Origin of the sequence: Pleomorphomonas sp. JP5 (assembly GCF_023721815.1) — a bacterium.
Lineage (GTDB): Bacteria > Pseudomonadota > Alphaproteobacteria > Rhizobiales > Pleomorphomonadaceae > Pleomorphomonas.
The window spans coordinates 464084-482634 of sequence record NZ_JAMDLI010000007.1; the positions used below are offsets into that span (position 1 = coordinate 464084).

The window sequence follows — 18551 nt, forward strand, 5'->3', positions numbered from 1 at the left end:
CCTGGGCTGCCGCTGACGCATCCTTGGCTCGGCTCAAGCTTCCTTCGAACAGTTGAACGATGGCGGTAATGCACAACGTGCATAGCTGTCGTTCGCCTGTTCTTTAGTCATTTTGTGTTCAAAATGCATTTTTTCTGTTAACCAATTTTTCACTCTATCGCTCCAGTGGCGGCCTGTTCGTGTTACGAGACCCATTCGAAACGCACGCGTCACTTATGGGTCGGTGCTATGAAAATCGTTGAGCCGGGCTATCCGGGCGGCCGCGCAATCGAGGCCAGCCTTGCCGAAGACTTGCGCACTCTCGCGCAAGCTTTCTCGTCGCGCTGGCGGCTCATCGCGGCTGTCGTCTTCCTGTGCGTCTTCGCAGGATTTGCCTTCGTCTGGCTCTCCCCAAAGACTTACACGTCCACCGTCTCCATCTTCATCGATCCTCGGGAACGCGGTCTTGTCGATCTTCGCGTGGCGCCGACGGGCATGGGGTCGTCGTCGCAGGGCGCTGATGGAGCGCTGGTCGATAGCCAGATGACCATCCTCACATCCCGCTCGGTTCTTGGCCAGTTGGTCGAGCGAGAACGACTCGATGTCGATCCGGCCTTCGTTTCAAGCTCGACCGGGCCGATCGGCGAGTTGAAGAGAGTGGTTGCAACATTGCTCTACGGAGAGGACCGGAGCCGTGTTGCCGAGGTCTCTCCCTTCGACAGGGCCCTTGCCGGCCTGCAGAAAGCCGTGGACGTCAAGCGCGTCGACAACACCTATGTTCTAAACGTTTCGGTGACCACCGGCTCGCCGACGCGGTCGGCCACGCTCGCGAATGCGCTCAGCGACATCTACCTCAGCAACGGCCAAAGCGTCGTCGACGACAGCGCGCGCGAGTCGGCGGCCAGTCTGGAAGCGCGCCTTGCCGAACTCGGTAGGGTCACGGAGGAGTCCGAGCAGGCTGTCGAGACCTATCGGCGTCAGAATGGGCTTCTCGATACCAACGGTGTTCCGCTGGCCGAGCGGCAGGTGGGCGAACTGAGCAGCCAACTCGTGGGGGCTTCAGTCGCCGCGGAAGCGGCCAAGGCCGCGCTGGACGCTTTGCGCGAAAATGGAGCCAGCGCTTCGGCATCGGATTTGGCGGGCCAGATCCGCATGCAGATCAGCCAGGCCCGGGCGGAGGAAAGCATGCTTTCCGACACCTACGGTCCTCGGTACCCAAGACTGATCCGAGCCCAGGAACACCGCAGGGCTCTCGAAAGGGCCCTCGACGCCGAAGTTGCTCGTGTACTCGCCAAGGCGGAGGCGGACTACCGTTCCGCCGCAGCGCAGCAGACCGCTCTCAAGGATATGCTGGCCAAGGCGCAGGAAAGTCTCGCCCAGTCCAACGCAGCGTCGGTGAAGCTCAGGGAACTCGAGCAGATCGCCGGTCAGAATCGCGCGCTTTTCGACAGTTTCTCCACCAAGGCCAAGCAGGCTCGCGAGCAGATCTCGCTGCCGGCGACGACGGCGCGCGTCATATCGCCAGCTCAACCTGCGACCAAGCCAACCGCCCCCAGGGCCACGCTGATACTCGCTGCCAGCGCGTTTGTGGGCTGTGTTGCCGGGTTCGGAGCGGCTTGGTTTCTGTATCTCATCCTGGGTCCTCCGAAGCGACGTCGCACGGCTTCCCTCCAGTCGTTGCGAAAGCGGCCTCTCGCCGCCGCCGAATAACCCGCCACCAACAAGGTCAAGACAGATAAATGCGCTCATCCTGTCAGAAGACGGTTCTCGTCACCGGAGGGGCCGGTTTCCTGGGTAGTCATCTTTGCGATCGCCTGCTCCGAGACGGACGCAAGGTCATCAGCCTCGATAACTTCCACACGGGCAGCCGTCTCAACCACCGCCATCAGGTATCGAATCCAGACTTCGAGCTGATCGAGGCAGATGTCGCCGATCGGCTTCCCGATTTGCGGGTCGACGAGATTTATCACCTCGCCTGCCCGGCTTCGCCGCCCCATTATCAGGAGAGCCCGGTCACCACGCTCAGGACCAACCTTCTGGGTACCTTCAATGTGCTGGATCTCGCCATGCGCACCGGGGCCAGAGCGCTGCTTGCCTCGACCAGCGAGGTCTATGGAGATCCGCTGGTTCACCCCCAGCGGGAGGACTATTGGGGCAACGTCAACTCCTTTGGCGAGCGCGCCTGCTACGACGAGGGCAAGCGGGCCGCCGAGGCCCTGTTCCACGCCCATGCGGCGGAGAAGGGCGTCGACACACGCATCGCCCGCATCTTCAACACCTACGGGCCCCGCATGCAGCCCGAGGACGGCCGGGTGGTCTCCAACTTCGTCGTCGAGGCGTTGCAGGGCCAGCCGATCACCATCTATGGCGACGGATCGCAGACGCGGTCCTTCTGCTACGTCGATGATCTCATCGAGGGGTTTGTACGCCTCATGGAAAGTGACGTCCGTACGCCCGTCAATCTCGGCAATCCCGGCGAGTTCAGCGTGACGGAGCTTGCCGCGATGGTGGTCGCGATGACCGGTTCGCAATCCTCGATCAGCCATCTGCCGCTGCCGTCCGACGATCCTCGTCGTCGACGCCCGGATATTTCCAAGGCCGAACGTCTGCTCGACTGGAGACCGACCATCTCCCTGGAGGCCGGCCTTGGACCGACCATCACTTATTTCCGCGAGATCGTGTCGGATCAATCCTCCGGCGATCGCTCCACAACTCAGCGGGTTACCTGAATGTCGTTCACCCGCCGCTCCCTGCTTGCCGCTTTCGCGGGACTTCCGTTTGCCCCATCGGCGCTTGCGTCGGCGCAGACGGTCGGGCTGGGCGAGCTGGCCGCCCGGTCGGGTCGCTACTTCGGTTCGGCGGTAACGCGTGATGATGTCTCCGACGCAGGCCCTCATCTTCGCCTCTTCGATGGGGAGTGTTCGGTGTGGGTACCCACGTGGCAGATGAAGTGGGGCGCGCTTGTGCCCACCCTGGGCGATGTGCCGGATTACCGCGCTTGCGATGCCATCGTCGCCAGTGCGGCGAAGCGCGGTAAACGTCTGCGAGGCCATGCGCTGATCTGGCACGAGCACTTGCCGGCAGGCGCCGAGCGTCTGTCGACGGCGGCCGACTGGCGACGCTTCGTTGCGCCGCATATCACGGCGGTGGCAGGCCGTTATCGTGATGCGGTCTTCGAGTGGGACGTGGTCAATGAAGCGATCGAGCCGTATGACGGCGGCGCGGATTTCATGCGACGCACTCCCTTCTATGCGATGCTTGGCTCGGACTATGTCGCCGAGGCATTTCGTCTCGCGGAGGAGGCGGCACCGCTGGCGCGGCTCTACCTCAACGACGATCATCTCTACTATGCCGAAGAATGGCAGGAGCGGCGTCGAGCCGGCATGCTTGGGTTGCTTGAACGGTTGCTCAAGGCGGGCGTGCCCATTCATGGGCTCGGCATGCAGTGCCATCTCGACACGCGACTTCATTTTGATGACAGCGTTTTTCGCCGCTTTCTCAAACGGATCGAAGACCTTGGCCTGAATATCAGCATCACCGAGCTGGACGTTACCGAGGCGCCGAACGCGCGCGGTCGGTCGATCTCCAGGCGCCGCCTTCGCGCTGCCGCCGAGGCAGAGAAGGTGCTCTCCGTGGCTTTCGACAGCCCGGCCCTCGCAGGCGTGGTGACCTGGGGGCTGTCCGACGACGACAGCTGGCTCCGCAACCGTGGGCCCGACATGGTCGACAACCAGGGACTGCCCTACGACGACGCCTACAGATCGGCGCCGCTGCGAGACACGCTCGCCTCCCTCTTCGCTTCGACCCAGACCCGGCACCCGACATGACAGACCTCATCGACGACAAAACCGACCTCTCCGCGATTGCCCGTCCGGCGGCCGTCCAGTCCTGGATGAAGCGCACGTTCGACATTCTGGGCGCGGCGGGTGGCCTGATCCTGCTGGCGCCATTGCTGATGTTCGTCGCCGTGCTGATCCGCCTCGACAGTCCCGGTCCGGTCCTGTTTCCACAGGATCGCCATGGTCTCGGCGGGAGAATTTTCCGTATCTACAAGTTCCGGACAATGACGGCGACGGCCAGCCGCGAGGTCTTCCGCCAGGCGACGGTAGGCGATGCGCGCATCACCCGCCTGGGCAACATTCTCCGCCGGACCAGCATCGACGAACTGCCGCAGCTCTTCAATGTCCTCAAGGGTGACATGTCGCTGATCGGCCCGCGCCCGCACCCGCTGGCGCTCGACGAGCAGTATCGCAAGACCATTCCCGGCTACATGACCCGTTACGCCGTCCGTCCGGGCATGAGCGGCCTGGCTCAGGTGACGGGTCACCGCGGGCCGACGCCGACGCATGAGTCCATGGCCGCCCGAGTCTCTCGGGATCTCCGCTACATCGAGGACTGGACCTTCGGTCTCGATCTTCGCATTCTCCTCGCGACAATCCTGCCTTGGTGGCCGTCATTGAAGCCGGAGGTGAGAGATGGCGGTTGAGCGCGACGAAGCGCGTTTCGAGTTGATCATAGGCGTGCATGATCTTTCCGAAGAGCCGGATGCGCGGGGCGACGAACTGCAGTCCTGGATGCCGTTTTCGAGTGCGGAGCCCCTGCTCGATACGCTTGTCGAGATGAGCCGCAGGTCCGGGGCGCGGCTACGGGTTACGAGCGACGACGCATTTCGCTCGGATGTCGAATTGCTGGCCCCCTGGCTTGTCAGGCAGGGCATCGTCGGGGCCTTTTTCGTGCCGACCCGTTTTCTCGGTCGTCCCGGCCGTCTCTCTGCCGGCGATCTCCACGCGCTCGATGCACTCGGTATGGAAATCGGTGTCCACGGCGCGGGCCATCTGGACTGGACCGCGATATCCGAGCGGGAGTTCATCGACGATGTTAGTGAAGGGCGCGCTGCTCTGGAGGGGATCCTGGGACGGCCGGTCGACATCGTGGCCCCGCCCTTCGGTCGCTTCGACGCCCGCATCCTCGATCATCTGTTCGCCATGGGCTTTCGGGAGGTGCATACATGCCGGCCAGGCCTTGCCCTGGCCTCGGTGGCAATCAAGCCGCGCAACATGCTGAAGACGGGGAACGAGGCGGCGCTGCGCGCCGTGGCCAGCCGTCGGGGCAACTGGTCCGACGCGGCCCGTTGCCGGTTGCGCCCCCTATCGGTGCGTCTGAGAACCCTTGCCGGTGTGCCATGAAGCGCGCCGTTTTCATCTCTCTTGTCGATCAGGCCCTGAACAGCGCCTTCAACCTGCTGCTGAACCTCGCCTTCATCGCCTTTGCCACACCCGACGAGTTCGGCCGCTTCGCCTTTCTTCTGGCGGGCAGCTTCTTCGCCGCCTCGGCGCAGAATGCTCTCATCGTCATGCCGCTCAACTACCTTCTCCCCGGACGGGAGCAGGAAGAGGCGGACGCGGCTCTGTCGATGCTTACCTCGGCCAATTTGGCGCTGACTCTTCTGGTGGTGCCGGCAGGCCTCGGTCTCGCCGCCGTCATCGGCGCCGACTTGCCGCTGTCGCTGGCTGCGATCGCCTATTTCGGTACGTTGATGATCCGCGAATATGTTCGCAATCTCATGGTGGTGAAGGGAAGCGTCCACCTCACGCTGATCTATGATGCGATTGCCCTGGCGGCGACGGTGGCGTTCGCCGTCGCGTTCTGGCAAGTCCTGCCGCCCGCCACGGCCACTCTCGCTGGCCTGTCTGCTGGGAACAGCCTGTCCTTTGTCTGCTGTCGTTTCAACCTCAAGGCCGATTTCCGAAGCTTGTCGTCTCATCTCTCCGCCTACCGGAGCGTTTGGAAGGATACGCGCTGGGCCTTGCAGGGGGCGCTTCAGAACGAAGTCATGTCGCGCAGCCATGTCTTCCTGGTGGAACGGATGCGCGACGCCGCGGCGCTCGGCATGCTCAACGCCGGTCGTGTTGGCGTGTCGCCATTGTTGCTCGTCGGAACGGCTTGGTGCCGCGTCGCCCGACCGCGCATGGTGGAGGAACTGGCAAGAGGCGAGGTTGCTTCGGTGTTTAGGCTGCTTCGTTCCGGGATGGCGATCACGGCGGGGGCCGCGATCCTCTACGGTCTGTTTCTCTGGATGGCCTGGCCCTATATCGACGCCTACGCCTTCCGCGACCGCTATGGCGACATGGCCGGTAACCTCGTCTGCTGGTGGCTCTATGCCCTGGTCGTCGGCCAGACGTCGGTCATGGCGGCACTGATGGAGGCCCGCCGCAAGTTCCGCGCCCTTGCCATCGTCGGATTCGTCGGCGCGGTGGTGGCGCCGCTTCTTGTCTTCGGGCTGCTGTCGGTCGGGCTCGACGCCTCTGTTGCGGCGCTTGGCCTTGCCGGCGTGGCGCTTCTGGAATTTGTGGTTTTCGGCGGTCTGACGCTGCGTGACCTGCGATCGTCTGCTGTTGGCGCGGCCCGGGAAGGCGGTGTCTCGTGAGCGACGCCGTCGTCCATGGAGGTATCGGGCAAGGCTATCGTCGTCGGCTCGCCGCGCTGCTTCCAGCGATGGATCTCGCCTATCTCATGCTGGTGTGGCCGCTGATCTATGCGCGCGGCTACGTGCCGGCCGACCTGTCTTCCGGCCCGGTTGCCGAGGCGCAGCCGGCGTTGCTCAACCGCCTTTTCTTTCCGGGCCTTGCGGCTCTCGCGGTGATCCTGCTGATCGCCGAGCGCCACCGGATCGGTCGCCTCCGGCTGCTGGGCTCCTGTCTGCTGGTCGCCTTCTTCGGATATCTGGCGCTCACGTCCGCGTGGGCGCTTGTCCCGGCGACGGTTCTGACCCGACTCTCGCTCTATGTTCTCCTGCTGATCAGCCTGATACCGGCGGTCTTGCTTGCCGACCGCCTGGACGACATCCTGAGGCCGATGTTCTGGGTGACGGTGACCGCTGTTGCCGTGAACGTCGCCTCGGTCGCCGTCGTGCATACGACATCGATCGGCTTTCCTGGCATCTACACCCACAAGAACACCCTCGGCGCCAACGCCACCATCGCCGGGCTGTTCGCAATCTTCGCCTTGACGCGCGCCGACCACCGTATCCGGGTGGCGGGCTTTCTGTGCCTGCCGGCGATCCTTGGTCTGCTGCTGATCAGCGAGTCCAAGACGTCGCTCGGCCTTCTGCTGCTGGTTCCTCCGGCGGCCCTTTTTGCCGTCGCGACGCGCCGTCGTCTCCGGATCGCACTGCCGATCCTCATGGTCGTCCTGACCATCCCGGCGGCCTTTTTCGTGAGCGGCGGCGTGCCGGGCTTCGACTATCGAGACATATCGCGCGTGGTGAGTGGAGACCCGAGCTTCACCGGGCGAACGGATCTCTGGAAGTTCTCGGCCTCCCAGATCGCGGAGCGGCCAATGACCGGTTGGGGGTTCCAGTCATTCTGGGGTATAGGGCCGGCATCTCCGGCAACGAAGATGACCGACACCTTCATCGCTCGCGCCCCGCACTCCCACAACGGTTACATCGACATGGCGCTCGAAGGCGGACTGATCGCCGTCTCCTTGTTTCTCTCCATCATCATGATGGTCGCATGGTGGATCGACCGCCTGGTCGACCGCGATGTCGGCGCGGGCTTTCTGATGACGTCATGTCTTCTCTACATGCTATGGCAGAACCTGTTCGAGACCGATTGGCTGCATGGCACGACCACGTCGAACGTGCTCCTGATGCTGATGATGGCCTCGGCGGTGGCGCTTCGTAACGGGAGGTCGCTGACTTGATCTCCGTTCTCATCGCCAGCATGGGGCGCCCATTCCTGTTGTCCACGCTGGACAGCATCGCCAAGGCGCGCGTTCCCAAGGGCGAAACCGTCGAAGTGATCATCGCCGACGACACGCGCGACGGCGCGGTGGTCCGGCTTATTGCCGGTTGGAATACCGGTTTGCCGATTTGCGTCCTTCCCGTCGGGGCCGGCAACGTCTCGTATGCCCGCAATGCTTGCCTGGCCGCGGCGGCCGGCGACTGGCTCATTTTCGTCGATGACGACGAGACGGTGGAACCGGATTGGCTCGAAGGCCATCTTTCTGCCGCCCGGGACTTTGCCGCCGATGCGGTGTTCGGGCCCGTCTTTCCGCGCTATCCCGAGGGAACGCCGGCCTGGTTCGTTGCCGCCGATCCGCTTTTCCAGGATTGGAAGTGGGACGAAGATGGTCGTCAGCATCCGAACGGTCGCACCGGCAACACGCTGATCCGGCGTTCGGCGCTCGGCGAGCTGCGCTTCGACCCCGCCTTCGGCCGTTCGGGCGGCGAGGATCATGACTTCTTCCTGCGCTTTGCCGCCAATGGGCACCGCATGGTGGTGACCAACCGCGCGCGCGCCTACGAGGAGATTCCTTCCGAGCGGGCAACGACGGCATATGCCCTTCGTCGCGCCGTTCGGGGCGGCCAGATCTATGCCGAGACACGCCTCAGACAAGGCAGCAGGGCCGCCGCGACCGCTTTCACTCTCGATGCTCTCCTCAAGGTCGCGATCGGTGCCGGTCTTTGGCTGGCGCTGCGGCCATTCGACCGGCCACGGGCATTCCGCTACGGAAAGCGCGTTGCCACCAACATCGGCAAGCTCAAGGGCGTCATCGGATCGCGACCGATGGCGGCATGGGGATGAGTGTTGAAACAAACGACGGGCTGAAAATGGAAGGTGGCCGTCGGCCGACGATCCTGCATATTTCTTCCGACTATCTCGACCCCATCCGCCCTCCGCCGATCACCGACGCGGTGGTTCGGCTCGTCGATCGCATGACGGACCTTCCCCAGGTGGTCGTATCCCTGCAGCGCGTCGTCGATCCTCGCCGTGTGGAGTGGCGCGATTTTGGCGATTTCCAGGGACGGCGGCTGATCGTCTATCGCTATTTCGCGCCACCCTTCGGTATCGGCATGGCGGCTTGCCAGTTTGCCGTGGCTCGTCGCATCGGTCGTTTTCTGGCGGCGGAACGGATCCAGCCCGACGTCGTGCACACCCATCGATTCACGTTCGAAGGTATCGCCGGCTGGCTCCTCGCCCGCCGCTTCAAGGCCGCACTCTTCTGTTCGATGCGTGGCGAGGTGGAGCGAAAGGTGTTTCGCTCCAAGCCGACATATCGCCCGCTGTTCCGCCGTATCGCCCGTGACGCCGCCAGGATTTATCACGTGTCAGCCTGGTATCGCGAAGGCTTCGAACGCTATACCGGCGTCGATCGTCGAAAAACCGACCTGCTGCCCAACATCGTCTTCAACGCAACGGCTGTCATCGAGCCGGCGACGCCGAGACCGGTCATCGTATGCCCGATGTCGCTGCGGGCGATCGACAAGAAGGGGTTGCCGGAGTTGATAGCCGCCTTTGCGAGCGTTCGCGACCGATTGCCGGGCGTCAGACTTGAGGTGATCGGCGAAGGCCCGGAGGAGGCGCAGGCTCGTGTGAAAGCCTTGATTGCGGCCCAGGGTCTCGAAGGGCGCGCGGTGCTTCGTGACTTCATGCCGCATGACGCTTTGCTCGACTATCTCCGCGAAACGCTCGCCATGGCTCTGCCATCTCACCAGGAGACCTTCGGCATGGTCTACCTGGAGGCGTTGTTTTCGGGCACCCCCATTCTGCATACGTTGGGGTCGGGCATCGATGGCTATCTTGACGATCTCGATGTGGGAGTCGGCGTTCGTCCGGGCAACGCGTCTGACATCGCCGCCGGCCTCGTGAGGCTCGTCGAGGACAACGCTACTTATCGCTCCAGGATCGCCGCCTCTTCGGAGGTTCTCTACGAACGCCTCGCTCCGGAGAGAACGATCGCCCGCTACCGGGAGGCCGTGGCCGATGCCGTCAGAGCGAACCGGAGCGGCGCTGTCTCAGATAGATGAGGAACACTTTGGGACCGTCGACGAGATAGCGGCGCCAAAGGCGGCGTGGTTCCGACAGGAGCCGATGCAACCATTCGAGGCCGAATTTCTGCCAGCTGTCAGGCGCACGAGGAAGTGTGCCGCTCAGGAAATCGACAGCGGCGCCGACGCAGAGAATGACGCCACCCTTGTCTTGCCGCGCGGCCCTTACGTTGGCGGCGAACAGCTCCTGCTTGGGAAACGACAGACAGGCGAGCAGGATCTGCCAGTCGGCCTGCGCCGCACTCGTGACGGCGTCGGCCCACTCCTTGGTGCCCGGTACCAGTCGAGCGGGCGTTTCGATCAACTGGAAACGCCAGTCCGGAAAGCGGGCGGCCATGGCTTCGGCCTGGCTCGTTGTTGGGCCGGCCATCGCAATGAGCAGATCGCGATTGCCCGGTGCCGCCAGAACGTCGGCCACCCGATCGGTGCCTGTTCGAGGTGTCAGGGAAAGGTCGCTCCAGCGGCCAAGACGTCCGAGCACCTTGCTGTCGCACAGAAACAGGTCGGCCGAGTGGTAGGTGGCGACGGTTTCGGGCGGCAACTGACGGTCGAGGGCGACGACATGATGGACATTCGGCGTCACCAGCACGGTGGTCCGCTCTCCGCGAGCGGCGGTGACGATCAGCTGGACGATGTCGTCGATCGGCCCAGTGCTGAATGCGAAGCCGAGGAAGTTCCGGACATCGGTCAAGGTTGTTCCTCGTCGCAAAGGTGGTCGGCAAGCCGCACCGCAAGCGCTGCGATACTGAGCGTCGGATTGCATTGACCCGATGTCGGGAAGGCCGCCGAGCTCACGACGTAGAGGTTGTCGACGCCGAAGCAGCGCAGGTTCTCGTCAACGACGCCATCTTGGGGGCTGGATGCCATGCGCGCCGTTCCGATCTGGTGCGTGCCATGCGCGGCGATCGCCAGGATGGCGTCGACCGTCTCTTCTGGCGGCTGGCGGTATTCGAGATGGCCGGTCCCCGTGCGCTCCAGCCATTGGGCCAGGTGCTCGTGGGCGCGCCAGATCGCCTCGGCGTCGGCCCGGGCAAAGCGATAGTCGATCCTGAGCTTCGGCACGCCCAACCGGTCGAAGTCGTCGCCGAGCACCACTCGGCTGTCTGCCTGCGGGCTTTGTTCGGAGTGGTAGGAGAGGCCGTAGCGCCGCGCCGCGTTGCGCACGAAGAAGCCCGGCATCGGCGGCTTGGCGATATAGCGCCGGTAGAGAAAGGTCGACAGGCTTAGGGCCGCGCGCGGCAGGTCTCGAACGATGTTGACGACATGCGGCCAGATGGCGAGGTCGTCGGGAATGTGCCTCTTGCGAATGGCTTCGGCGATGACCAGCCGACCGATCGGCTTCAGCGCAAAGGCAAAGCAGACCGCCGACAGGAGCCCGCTCTTGTGGCGGGGGTCGGCCACCGGCGGCACCACCGGCCAGAAGGATACGTTGGGAAGACGATGGCTTCTCTGTTCCGAGTCCGCCGGAATCAACCGACGTCGGGCATAGGAGCCGTGCTCGTCGATATAGAAGTCATAGGCCACGTCGAGGGCATCGGAAGCGAAGGTGATGTCGGCCACTTCGCCGATCACATGCCCCATGTAGTATCGGCCGAGTGGTCCATCCGTACCGCCGAACAGTTCCGGATGCTTGCGCTGGAACACGAGCAGTTGGCGCGTGCTCTCGAGCCCGCCGGCGGCGAGCGCGACGGCTTTCACCGGCAGAGGGTGGCGTGTGCCGTCACGGTCGGCGACCGTCAAGCCAACGATACGCCCGTGCTCGTAGGTCATGTCGACGACCGTGGCGTTGAGGCGAACGTCGATCAAGTTGGACCGTTCGATCTCCTCCGCATGCGCCGTCTGAACGGCCGCGATACGAGAAAAGCGTTCGAGGCGCGTGTAGTCCACGGCTTCGTCGGCGATGTCGATGCCGGCGATCGGCGCCCGGAACACGTTGGCACCGGCCGAGAGATAGTCGACGGCCTTGTCGTAATAGGGAGCGAGATCTGAGTATCCGATCGGCCAGGTCGCATCGACGAACCAGGGGCGAGGCTCGAAGTCGATGGGATCGAACGGCTGGCATCTGACGGCCCAGAGGTTGGACGTGCCGCCCAGCTGCCGGGAAACGGCGATCGACATGTCGTCGTGTCGCGCGGGATCGACGATGTCGGCGTCGGACAGGGATTGCTGCAAGCGATCGGGGTGCCTGGAGCCTGATTCCAGCACCAGCACCCGCTTGCCCCGGCGCGCCATTTCGAGCGCCAGCACGAGGCCCGCCGGACCGGACCCGATGATGCAGATATCATGATCGGTGATTGGAGGCGTTTTCAGGGATGCTGAGATCAAAGGTAGTTCCCTTCTTTCCCCAGAGCTATCGGCGGCGGTGTAGGTGGCGTCAAGGGGCGGACAGAATTCTCTCGGCCAAGAGCGCCGCGGTCGCATCCGGTGGTTCGGCGGCATGCCGAATGTTGTCGGCGAGATGGCCGGCGGAAAACATGGACGAGAGCACCACGCCGTCGGGATTGACGGCAAAGGCCCGCCGCATGAGCAGCGCCGTGGCAATCTCCTCCGGTCGGCTTCGATAGCCACCGGCCTCGGCTTCCGCGACAAGGTCGGGCCTTGTCTTTAGCCGGTTTATCATTCGGTATCGAGCGCCGCCGACCCCGAGTACCGAATGGGTGACAAGGCCCGCCGGTCGCGCGAGGGCGGCCCGGAGCACCGGCAGTTGCCGATTGTCCGGATCGTCCGCCAGTTGGAAGAAGGTGAAGATGGGCTTAGCCGCCGCCGGAAGCGCCGCGTCGAGAGATCCGGCCATCGAGATATGGTGGGCCTGGCCGCGCGCAACAATTCGCTCAAGAGCCCGGAGGACATCATCGCGTTCGAGATCGGCCGGATCGGGATCGTGCAGGGCAAAGACATCGAGGTGGTCGATGCGCAGCCGCTTGAGCGACGCGGCAATCGACGCTTCGAGGAAATCGCTGCTGAGTGCGACGCGCCGGTTTCGCGTCGCCTTGATCGCCCGGAAGCGACGCGACAGCCCGCGCGCCACCGAAACCAGTGGGCGTCCGAGATCGTAGGCAAGCCGCATCAGTCCGTTGTTCTTCGGCGGCACGAGGCCGGCCTTGGAACAGATGAACAGGCTGTCGCGATGGGCGGCGACGAAAGGCGCCAGGATGTCTTCCGCGCGCCCTGCGCCATAGGATGGCGCGACGTCATACCAGGTGACACCCTGCTCGAAGGCCGCTTCCAGCATGCGCCGACCTTGTGCCGGCGAGATGCGCGAGCCAAGCGAGGCGCACCCCATGCCGATTGGCGACGTCCTGATGTCCGTCCCCGGAATGACGATCCTTCGCATCGCACGCAATCTCCAATGAAGCCGCCTCGGACCGTGCGACGGTCGATTTGACACGTCAACCGATCCTTGGGGGCTCAGGTGGGTTTGGTGACCTTGCCCGCGGTCGCGTGGGCCTCGGCGAGGGGTTTCAGGCGGGCGCGGACGGCCACCTTGAGCCGCCACAGAAGATAGTAGGCGCGACCCGCGACGGTCTTGGGAAAGAGTGCGTCGTAAAGCGCGACTTCCTCGCAACCGAACCGGCGCTTGTAGTCCATGTCGCCGATGGAAAGGTCGAAGCAGTCGTATCCGGCGGCTCGAAAATGCTCGATCGTGTCTGAAAACAGCTGAAGCCCAGGCGAGTAGGGTTTCCAATCTCCCATCTTCGAGGCGGGCAGCGTCGCCACGACGCAGCGCCCCTGAAGGATTCCGAAGAGATAGGCGATGGGTTCGCCGTCAGCCGTGAGTTTCGAAAGCCAGCCTCGGCACGTCCCGCCTACTCCTTTCAAAAGGTCGAGGTAGATGTCCGACCACTCCTCCTGTGTGAGTATGTCGACGCGCCCCTTCTCCTCGGTACTGGTCGCCCTCAGTTCCCTGAACGCAGCAATGTCGGCCTCTTCGATCGCGTCTCCAATCGCCAGGGAGAAGGCGCGCCGGTGCGTCTGGGCGAGCTTTTGTGTCCGGCGGCGGAGATTGGCTCGAAAACTTGCGGGGCGGGCGGTGACGACTTCCTCCGCACTGCGGCCCGCCAGTTCGAGCTTCCAGGCGGAGAGCCGCAGGCGAGCCGCATTGGGCACTCGAACAAATGGGTTGGGGCCACCTTCGAACCGCTCGGGCATCCGATTGCAGTAGAGAAGGTCGACGCCGGGAACCGCCGCAAGCACGGCTTGGACAATGTCCGGAAGGTCCGCTTCCTCGAGCGAACTGTCGAACATGGGGGCGCAGTAGTCGATCGGCCGGGCTTCGGTCAGAAGCCAGCGCAGACCGTGGCGGCGCGATCGCATCATCACGAAGAGCGCTACGGGACGGCCATCACGTGAGCGCACCAAAGCTACGATCGGGGAGGCCTGGTTGTTTGTGGCGAGTTGCCGAAGGACAAGGCGCGTGAAGCCATGGCTTTGAAAAGGGGTCGCATTGTGCTGACCGACGAGCGCCGACCACTCGGCCTCCAGATGATCGACCTTGTCATGGATCTCGACGATCCACTTGCCTCCCGAGCGCGCCATTCCCACCTCTGCCTGTCCCTGACGGCGACACTATAGCGCATACCAAGTCATCGGGAACGACAATGAAATCATTTACCAAGCGCACGCCGCCAAGGGCCAGCCAACGCATGGCCGTTCAGCGGAGCGGCATTTGAGAAAGTGGAGTCATGGGGCCGCAGTTTGCGTTTTCGCAACGTTCGGAGAGACAGAGTCCATTAATATGAGCGGCAGAATCCACAAACGAGGCTGAAAAAATGAAAACTCTCCTCCTCGCGACTGCCGCTCTCGCCCTCGCGATCCTTCCGGCCACCGCCGCCGACGTTCAGGTGAAGATGCTCAACAAGGGCGCCAAGGGCATGATGGTCTTCGAGCCGGACCTCGTGAAGGTCGAGCCGGGCGATACCGTGACTTTCGTCGCCACCGACCCGGGGCATGACGCCCAGAGCGTTCCGGGCATGCTGCCCGAGGGCGCCCAGCCCTTCGAGGGCAAGATCGGCAAGGACCTCACGGTGACGTTCACCGAGCCGGGCGTCTACGGCGTCAAGTGCAAGCCGCACTACGTCATGGGCATGGTTGGCGTCGTGGTCGTGGGAGATCCGGCCCCCAATCTCGAGGCGGCCAAGGCGGCGAAGAACCCTGGCAAGGCTGGCAAGCTGTTCAAAGAACTGCTCGGCAGCCTCTGATATGGCCGACACTGTGGGGCGTTCGCACTTTCTTTCAGGTGCCTTCCGGCCATTCTTCATGCTGGCGGCACTATGGATGGCCGGCTCGATTCTCTTGTGGGTGCCCCTCTACATGGGGCACGTCGAGCTGCCCACCGCCTTCGCCCCTCGCGATTGGCATATCCACGCCATGTTGTTCGGCGGCCTGCCGCCGATCATCGCCGGCTTCACGCTGACCGCCGTATCAAGCTGGACGGGCCGGCCCACCCTGGCCGGCCGACCACTTGCCATCCTGGCCTTGGTTTGGCTCGTCGGCCGGATCGCTGTTTCCGTGTCGACCCTGATTGGGCCGACCACAGCGGCGGTGATCGACCTGGCTTTTCCCTTGGCGCTTGCTGCCGTGCTTGGCCGCGAGATCGTGTTGGCCGGCAACTGGCGGAACCTCAGGGTTGTCGGTCTCATTCTCATGTTGGCATTGGCCGATGCCGGCTTCCATGCCGAGGCCGCTATCAACGGCCTTGCCGGCGTCTCCATCCGGGCCGCTCTGTCGGCGGTGTTGATGCTCATCCTCCTAATGGGTGGGCGCATCACTCCCGCCTTTACCCGCAACTGGCTGAAGGCACGCGGCGAAACCAGGCTGCCCGTGCCCTTCGACCGCTTTGATGCCGCTGCAATGGGTGTTGCCGGGTTTGCCTTCGTGGCGTGGACGATCGTGCCGGATGGGTCCGGTACGGCCCTCGCGCTTGGGCTTGCCGGGCTGATGACGGCGGCGAGGCTGACCCGCTGGAGGGGACTTGCCACGCGGCGCGAACCGCTGCTGCTGGTGCTGCATGTCGCGATTGCCTCGATCGCCGTTGGCTTCGTCGTTGAAGCACTGGCCATCCTTTGGCCGGCAGTCATCGACCCTGCCGCCGCTCTGCATCTTTGGACGGCAGGCAGCGTTGGCCTGACCGTGCTCGGCGTGATGACGCGCGTGAGCCGAGGCCACACCGGCCGGCCGCTTGCCGCCGACAAGCTTGAGGTGGCAATCTACGCCTTGGTATCGGCGGGAGCTTTGGTGCGCATGGCGGCACCCTATGCAGGCAACGCCTATTACCACCTCGTCGCCTGCGCTGGAGCGCTTTGGGCGACGGCTTTCCTGGCCTTCGCCATCGGCTACCTCCGCACGCTCGTCGGGCCGCGAGCCGACAAAGCCTTGTGATCTACATCAATCGAATTTGTGCCAGCGCAACGAAGGTTCATGCCGTCTCATGAAAACATGATGGCATAGTTCATGTTCGCGCGATTCCGTGGAGGGGCGAGATGAGACCGACGGATACAGCGACGCCCTGGCTTGTCAGGTTTGTAGCGGCCTTCTGCCTGGCAGTTGCCCTGGCGCTCCTGGCCATGCCTTCCCAAGCAGCCAGTCTCACCGATTTCCTTGGCAAGGTAGCTCCTTCCGATCTGGCCTCCGGGGCGGATGCCTATGGCCCTGTTCGTGACGACTTGCCGGCCGCGCCAATACTCAAGGCGGGGAAGCGCATCGGCTGGGTGTTCCTCAACACCGATTTCGTGCCGGCAACCGGTTACTCCGGCAAGCCTATCCATATTCTTGTTGGTGTGGACGACAGCGCGGTGATCACCGGTGTCCGCCTTGTCAAGCATTCGGAGCCTATCGTCCTGGTCGGCATTCCCGAGGCCAAGATCACCGCGGTGATCGAGAAATACACCGGTCTCGATCTGAAGCGCGAGGCGGACGGCCCGGCCCACGACCTCGATATCGTCTCGGGCGCCACCGTGACGATCATGGTGATCGACGATTCGGTCCGCCGGTCTGGGCTGAAGGCCGCGCGCTCGCTCGGCCTCGAAGGCTTCGAGGCAGTCGGCGCCGCCCCCGCTATGGACCAGAAGACGGTCGATCGCAGCAAGGACGTGGTCAGCGACTGGACGACGCTGACCGGCGACGGATCGATCCGTCGGTTCAGCATGTCGGTCGCCGAGATCAACGCCGCCTTCGAAAAGCAGGGTGACCCGCGTGCCGCTTCCCATGGCGAGACTGGCGCCGACACCGATCCTTACATCGACATTTACGTCGGGCTGGCCAGCCAGCCATCGATCGGTCGCACCCTCCTTGGAGATGCCGCCTATGCCAACCTGACGCGCCGGCTCGGCGACGATGGAGAGGCGATCTTCGTGGCCAGCACGGGAAACTGGTCCTTCAAGGGATCCGGCTACGTGCGCGGCGGCATCTTCGACCGCATCACGCTTCTGCAGGGTGAGACAACCATCCGCTTTCGCGACAAGGACCATCTGCGCGTCGTCCGCATGGCGCCTTCAGATGCGCCAACCTTCACCGAGATGGATCTCTTCGTCATTCCCAAGGGGACCGGATTCGACCCGGCGGACCCCTGGCGGCTGCAACTCTTGGTCTCGCGGGCCGTCGGCGCCATCGACAAGCTGTTTCTGACCTACGACGTCGATTACACGCTGCCGCCCAGCTATCTCGTTGTTCAGCCGAAACCGGCTCCCACCGTGTCCGCGCCAGCCGCGACGCCCGCAGCGGAGGTCGATTCGGTCGACGAGATGCCGGCCCGCGACCGCCTGTGGCTCCGCATCTGGGAAGCCAAGCGTACCGAGGTTGCCATTCTCGTCGCCGCGTTGGCAGCTTTGACCGGTATCTTCTTCTTCCAGACCTTTGCGACGAAGAACGAGCGGGTGTTCCGGATCATCCGGCTCAGCTATCTCGCCTTCACGCTGGTCTTCATTGGCTGGTACGCCAACGCCCAGCTTTCGGTCGTCAACCTGCTCGCCGTCCTGTCGGCTCTGGTCAGCGACTTCCGTTGGGAAACCTTCCTGATGGATCCGCTGATCTTCATCCTGTGGTTCGCGGTGGCGACGGCGCTGCTGTTCTGGGCCCGGGGCGCCTATTGCGGCTGGCTGTGCCCGTTCGGCGCCTTGCAGGAATGGTCCAACCAGATCGCGCGCTGGCTGCGCATACCGCAGATACGCTTGCCCTGGGGGCTGCACGAGCGTCTCTGGCCGATCAAATACATGATCTTCCTCGGTCTTCTCGGCATCTCCTTCTATTCGCTGGACATGGCCGAGCATTATGCCGAGGTCGAGCCCTTCAAGACGGCGATCATCCTGAAGTTCGATCGCCCTTGGCCCTACGTGCTGTTTGCACTGGCCATGCTTGCGCCGGGCCTGTTCATCGAGCGCTTCTATTGCCGCTACGTCTGCCCGCTTGGCGGCGGCCTTGCCATCCCGGCCCGGCTGCACATGTTTCGCTGGCTGAAGCGCTACCGCGAGTGCGGCAATCCCTGCCAGACCTGCGCCCACGATTGTCCGGTGCAGGCGATCCACCCGACGGGTGAGATCAACCCCAACGAATGCGTCTCCTGCCTGCACTGCCAGGTGCTCTACCGCAGCACGACCCGCTGCCCGGTGGTGGTTGGCAAACTGCGCAAGCGGGAGCGCTTCGAACGCCAGAACGGTCTCGCCCAGACGGGGGCAGCAGCATCCGGAGGCAACTCTGCCGTCCGGAGCGAAGTGGGCGGTTCGGCGCAAGCCTGAAAAAGAAAACC

General features: G+C 63.8%; 16 protein-coding genes. 12 read left to right on the forward strand and 4 right to left on the reverse strand.

The window, feature by feature from the left end; all coding sequences use genetic code 11:
- Window positions 1-228 precede the first annotated feature (228 nt).
- Genes M4J40_RS09225 through M4J40_RS09265 form a run of 9 tightly spaced genes read left to right on the forward strand, consistent with a single transcriptional unit; the run spans window position 229 to window position 9790 of the window.
- A complete protein-coding gene (locus tag M4J40_RS09225; RefSeq protein ID WP_251753794.1) occupies window positions 229-1689 on the forward strand; it encodes a GumC family protein in 1461 nt (486 codons plus the stop codon).
- Between the two features lie 29 nt (window positions 1690-1718).
- Window positions 1719-2708 carry a UDP-glucuronic acid decarboxylase family protein gene (locus tag M4J40_RS09230; protein ID WP_251753795.1) on the forward strand — a complete coding sequence of 330 codons (990 nt, stop codon included), beginning with the start codon at window positions 1719-1721 and terminating at the stop codon, window positions 2706-2708.
- On the forward strand, window positions 2709-3806 hold the full coding sequence (locus M4J40_RS09235) for an endo-1,4-beta-xylanase (RefSeq protein ID WP_251753796.1): 1098 nt from the start codon (window positions 2709-2711) through the stop codon (window positions 3804-3806).
- Window positions 3803-4465 (forward strand): sugar transferase, encoded by a 663-nt coding sequence (locus tag M4J40_RS09240; protein WP_251753797.1) that lies wholly within the window; start codon window positions 3803-3805, stop codon window positions 4463-4465. The genes M4J40_RS09235 and M4J40_RS09240 overlap by 4 nt, the downstream gene beginning before the upstream one ends.
- Window positions 4455-5165 carry a polysaccharide deacetylase family protein gene (locus tag M4J40_RS09245; RefSeq protein ID WP_251753798.1) on the forward strand — a complete coding sequence of 237 codons (711 nt, stop codon included), beginning with the start codon at window positions 4455-4457 and terminating at the stop codon, window positions 5163-5165. The genes M4J40_RS09240 and M4J40_RS09245 overlap by 11 nt, the downstream gene beginning before the upstream one ends.
- Window positions 5162-6406 carry a lipopolysaccharide biosynthesis protein gene (locus M4J40_RS09250; RefSeq protein WP_251753799.1) on the forward strand — a complete coding sequence of 415 codons (1245 nt, stop codon included), beginning with the start codon at window positions 5162-5164 and terminating at the stop codon, window positions 6404-6406. Before M4J40_RS09245 ends, M4J40_RS09250 begins: the two co-directional genes overlap by 4 nt.
- Complete coding sequence (locus tag M4J40_RS09255; protein ID WP_251753800.1) at window positions 6403-7683, forward strand: O-antigen ligase family protein; 1281 nt, start codon at window positions 6403-6405, stop codon at window positions 7681-7683. Before M4J40_RS09250 ends, M4J40_RS09255 begins: the two co-directional genes overlap by 4 nt.
- On the forward strand, window positions 7680-8567 hold the full coding sequence (locus M4J40_RS09260; RefSeq protein WP_251753801.1) for a glycosyltransferase family 2 protein: 888 nt from the start codon (window positions 7680-7682) through the stop codon (window positions 8565-8567). The genes M4J40_RS09255 and M4J40_RS09260 overlap by 4 nt, the downstream gene beginning before the upstream one ends.
- A complete protein-coding gene (locus tag M4J40_RS09265; RefSeq protein WP_251753802.1) occupies window positions 8564-9790 on the forward strand; it encodes a glycosyltransferase in 1227 nt (408 codons plus the stop codon). The genes M4J40_RS09260 and M4J40_RS09265 overlap by 4 nt, the downstream gene beginning before the upstream one ends.
- Here M4J40_RS09265 and M4J40_RS09270 read toward each other — a convergent pair.
- The 4 genes from M4J40_RS09270 to M4J40_RS09285 form a co-directional block, all read right to left on the reverse strand.
- Complete coding sequence (locus M4J40_RS09270; RefSeq protein WP_251753803.1) at window positions 9753-10502, reverse strand: WecB/TagA/CpsF family glycosyltransferase; 750 nt, start codon at window positions 10500-10502, stop codon at window positions 9753-9755. The genes M4J40_RS09265 and M4J40_RS09270 overlap by 38 nt on opposite strands.
- Window positions 10499-12136, reverse strand: a complete 1638-nt coding sequence (locus tag M4J40_RS09275; RefSeq protein ID WP_251753804.1) for an FAD-dependent oxidoreductase — start codon at window positions 12134-12136, stop codon at window positions 10499-10501. The genes M4J40_RS09270 and M4J40_RS09275 overlap by 4 nt, the downstream gene beginning before the upstream one ends.
- Window positions 12137-12185: 49 nt before the next feature.
- Window positions 12186-13145 carry an aldo/keto reductase family protein gene (locus M4J40_RS09280; RefSeq protein WP_251753805.1) on the reverse strand — a complete coding sequence of 320 codons (960 nt, stop codon included), beginning with the start codon at window positions 13143-13145 and terminating at the stop codon, window positions 12186-12188.
- A 74-nt stretch (window positions 13146-13219) separates the two neighbouring features.
- Entirely contained in the window at window positions 13220-14347 is a 1128-nt protein-coding gene (locus tag M4J40_RS09285; protein ID WP_251753806.1) for a GNAT family N-acetyltransferase, read from the reverse strand.
- A gap of 233 nt (window positions 14348-14580) precedes the next feature.
- On the opposite strand from M4J40_RS09285, the gene M4J40_RS09290 reads away from it, so the two are divergent.
- The 3 genes from M4J40_RS09290 (at window position 14581) to M4J40_RS09300 (ending at window position 18540) form a co-directional block, all read left to right on the forward strand.
- Window positions 14581-15009: a pseudoazurin gene (locus M4J40_RS09290; RefSeq protein ID WP_251753807.1), complete on the forward strand. Its 429-nt coding sequence runs from the start codon at window positions 14581-14583 to the stop codon at window positions 15007-15009.
- A 1-nt stretch (window position 15010) separates the two neighbouring features.
- Window positions 15011-16189: an NnrS family protein gene (locus M4J40_RS09295; RefSeq protein WP_251753808.1), complete on the forward strand. Its 1179-nt coding sequence runs from the start codon at window positions 15011-15013 to the stop codon at window positions 16187-16189.
- A gap of 101 nt (window positions 16190-16290) precedes the next feature.
- Window positions 16291-18540 carry a NosR/NirI family protein gene (locus M4J40_RS09300; RefSeq protein WP_251753809.1) on the forward strand — a complete coding sequence of 750 codons (2250 nt, stop codon included), beginning with the start codon at window positions 16291-16293 and terminating at the stop codon, window positions 18538-18540.
- Window positions 18541-18551 lie beyond the last annotated feature (11 nt).

Excerpts from the sequence above, each read along its gene's own strand:
- M4J40_RS09295 (WP_251753808.1), top strand. The coding sequence starts at position 15,011 with ATGGCCGACACTGTGGGGCGTTCGCACTTTCTTTCAGGTGCCTTCCGG.
- M4J40_RS09245 (WP_251753798.1), top strand. The coding sequence starts at position 4,455 with ATGGCGGTTGAGCGCGACGAAGCGCGTTTCGAGTTGATCATAGGCGTG.
- M4J40_RS09225 (WP_251753794.1), top strand. The coding sequence starts at position 229 with ATGAAAATCGTTGAGCCGGGCTATCCGGGCGGCCGCGCAATCGAGGCC.
- M4J40_RS09280 (WP_251753805.1), bottom strand. The coding sequence starts at position 13,145 with ATGCGAAGGATCGTCATTCCGGGGACGGACATCAGGACGTCGCCAATC.
- M4J40_RS09250 (WP_251753799.1), top strand. The coding sequence starts at position 5,162 with ATGAAGCGCGCCGTTTTCATCTCTCTTGTCGATCAGGCCCTGAACAGC.
- M4J40_RS09290 (WP_251753807.1), top strand. The coding sequence starts at position 14,581 with ATGAAAACTCTCCTCCTCGCGACTGCCGCTCTCGCCCTCGCGATCCTT.
- M4J40_RS09265 (WP_251753802.1), top strand. The coding sequence starts at position 8,564 with ATGAGTGTTGAAACAAACGACGGGCTGAAAATGGAAGGTGGCCGTCGG.
- M4J40_RS09230 (WP_251753795.1), top strand. The coding sequence starts at position 1,719 with ATGCGCTCATCCTGTCAGAAGACGGTTCTCGTCACCGGAGGGGCCGGT.
- M4J40_RS09235 (WP_251753796.1), top strand. The coding sequence starts at position 2,709 with ATGTCGTTCACCCGCCGCTCCCTGCTTGCCGCTTTCGCGGGACTTCCG.
- M4J40_RS09285 (WP_251753806.1), bottom strand. The coding sequence starts at position 14,347 with ATGGCGCGCTCGGGAGGCAAGTGGATCGTCGAGATCCATGACAAGGTC.
- M4J40_RS09300 (WP_251753809.1), top strand. The coding sequence starts at position 16,291 with ATGAGACCGACGGATACAGCGACGCCCTGGCTTGTCAGGTTTGTAGCG.
- M4J40_RS09240 (WP_251753797.1), top strand. The coding sequence starts at position 3,803 with ATGACAGACCTCATCGACGACAAAACCGACCTCTCCGCGATTGCCCGT.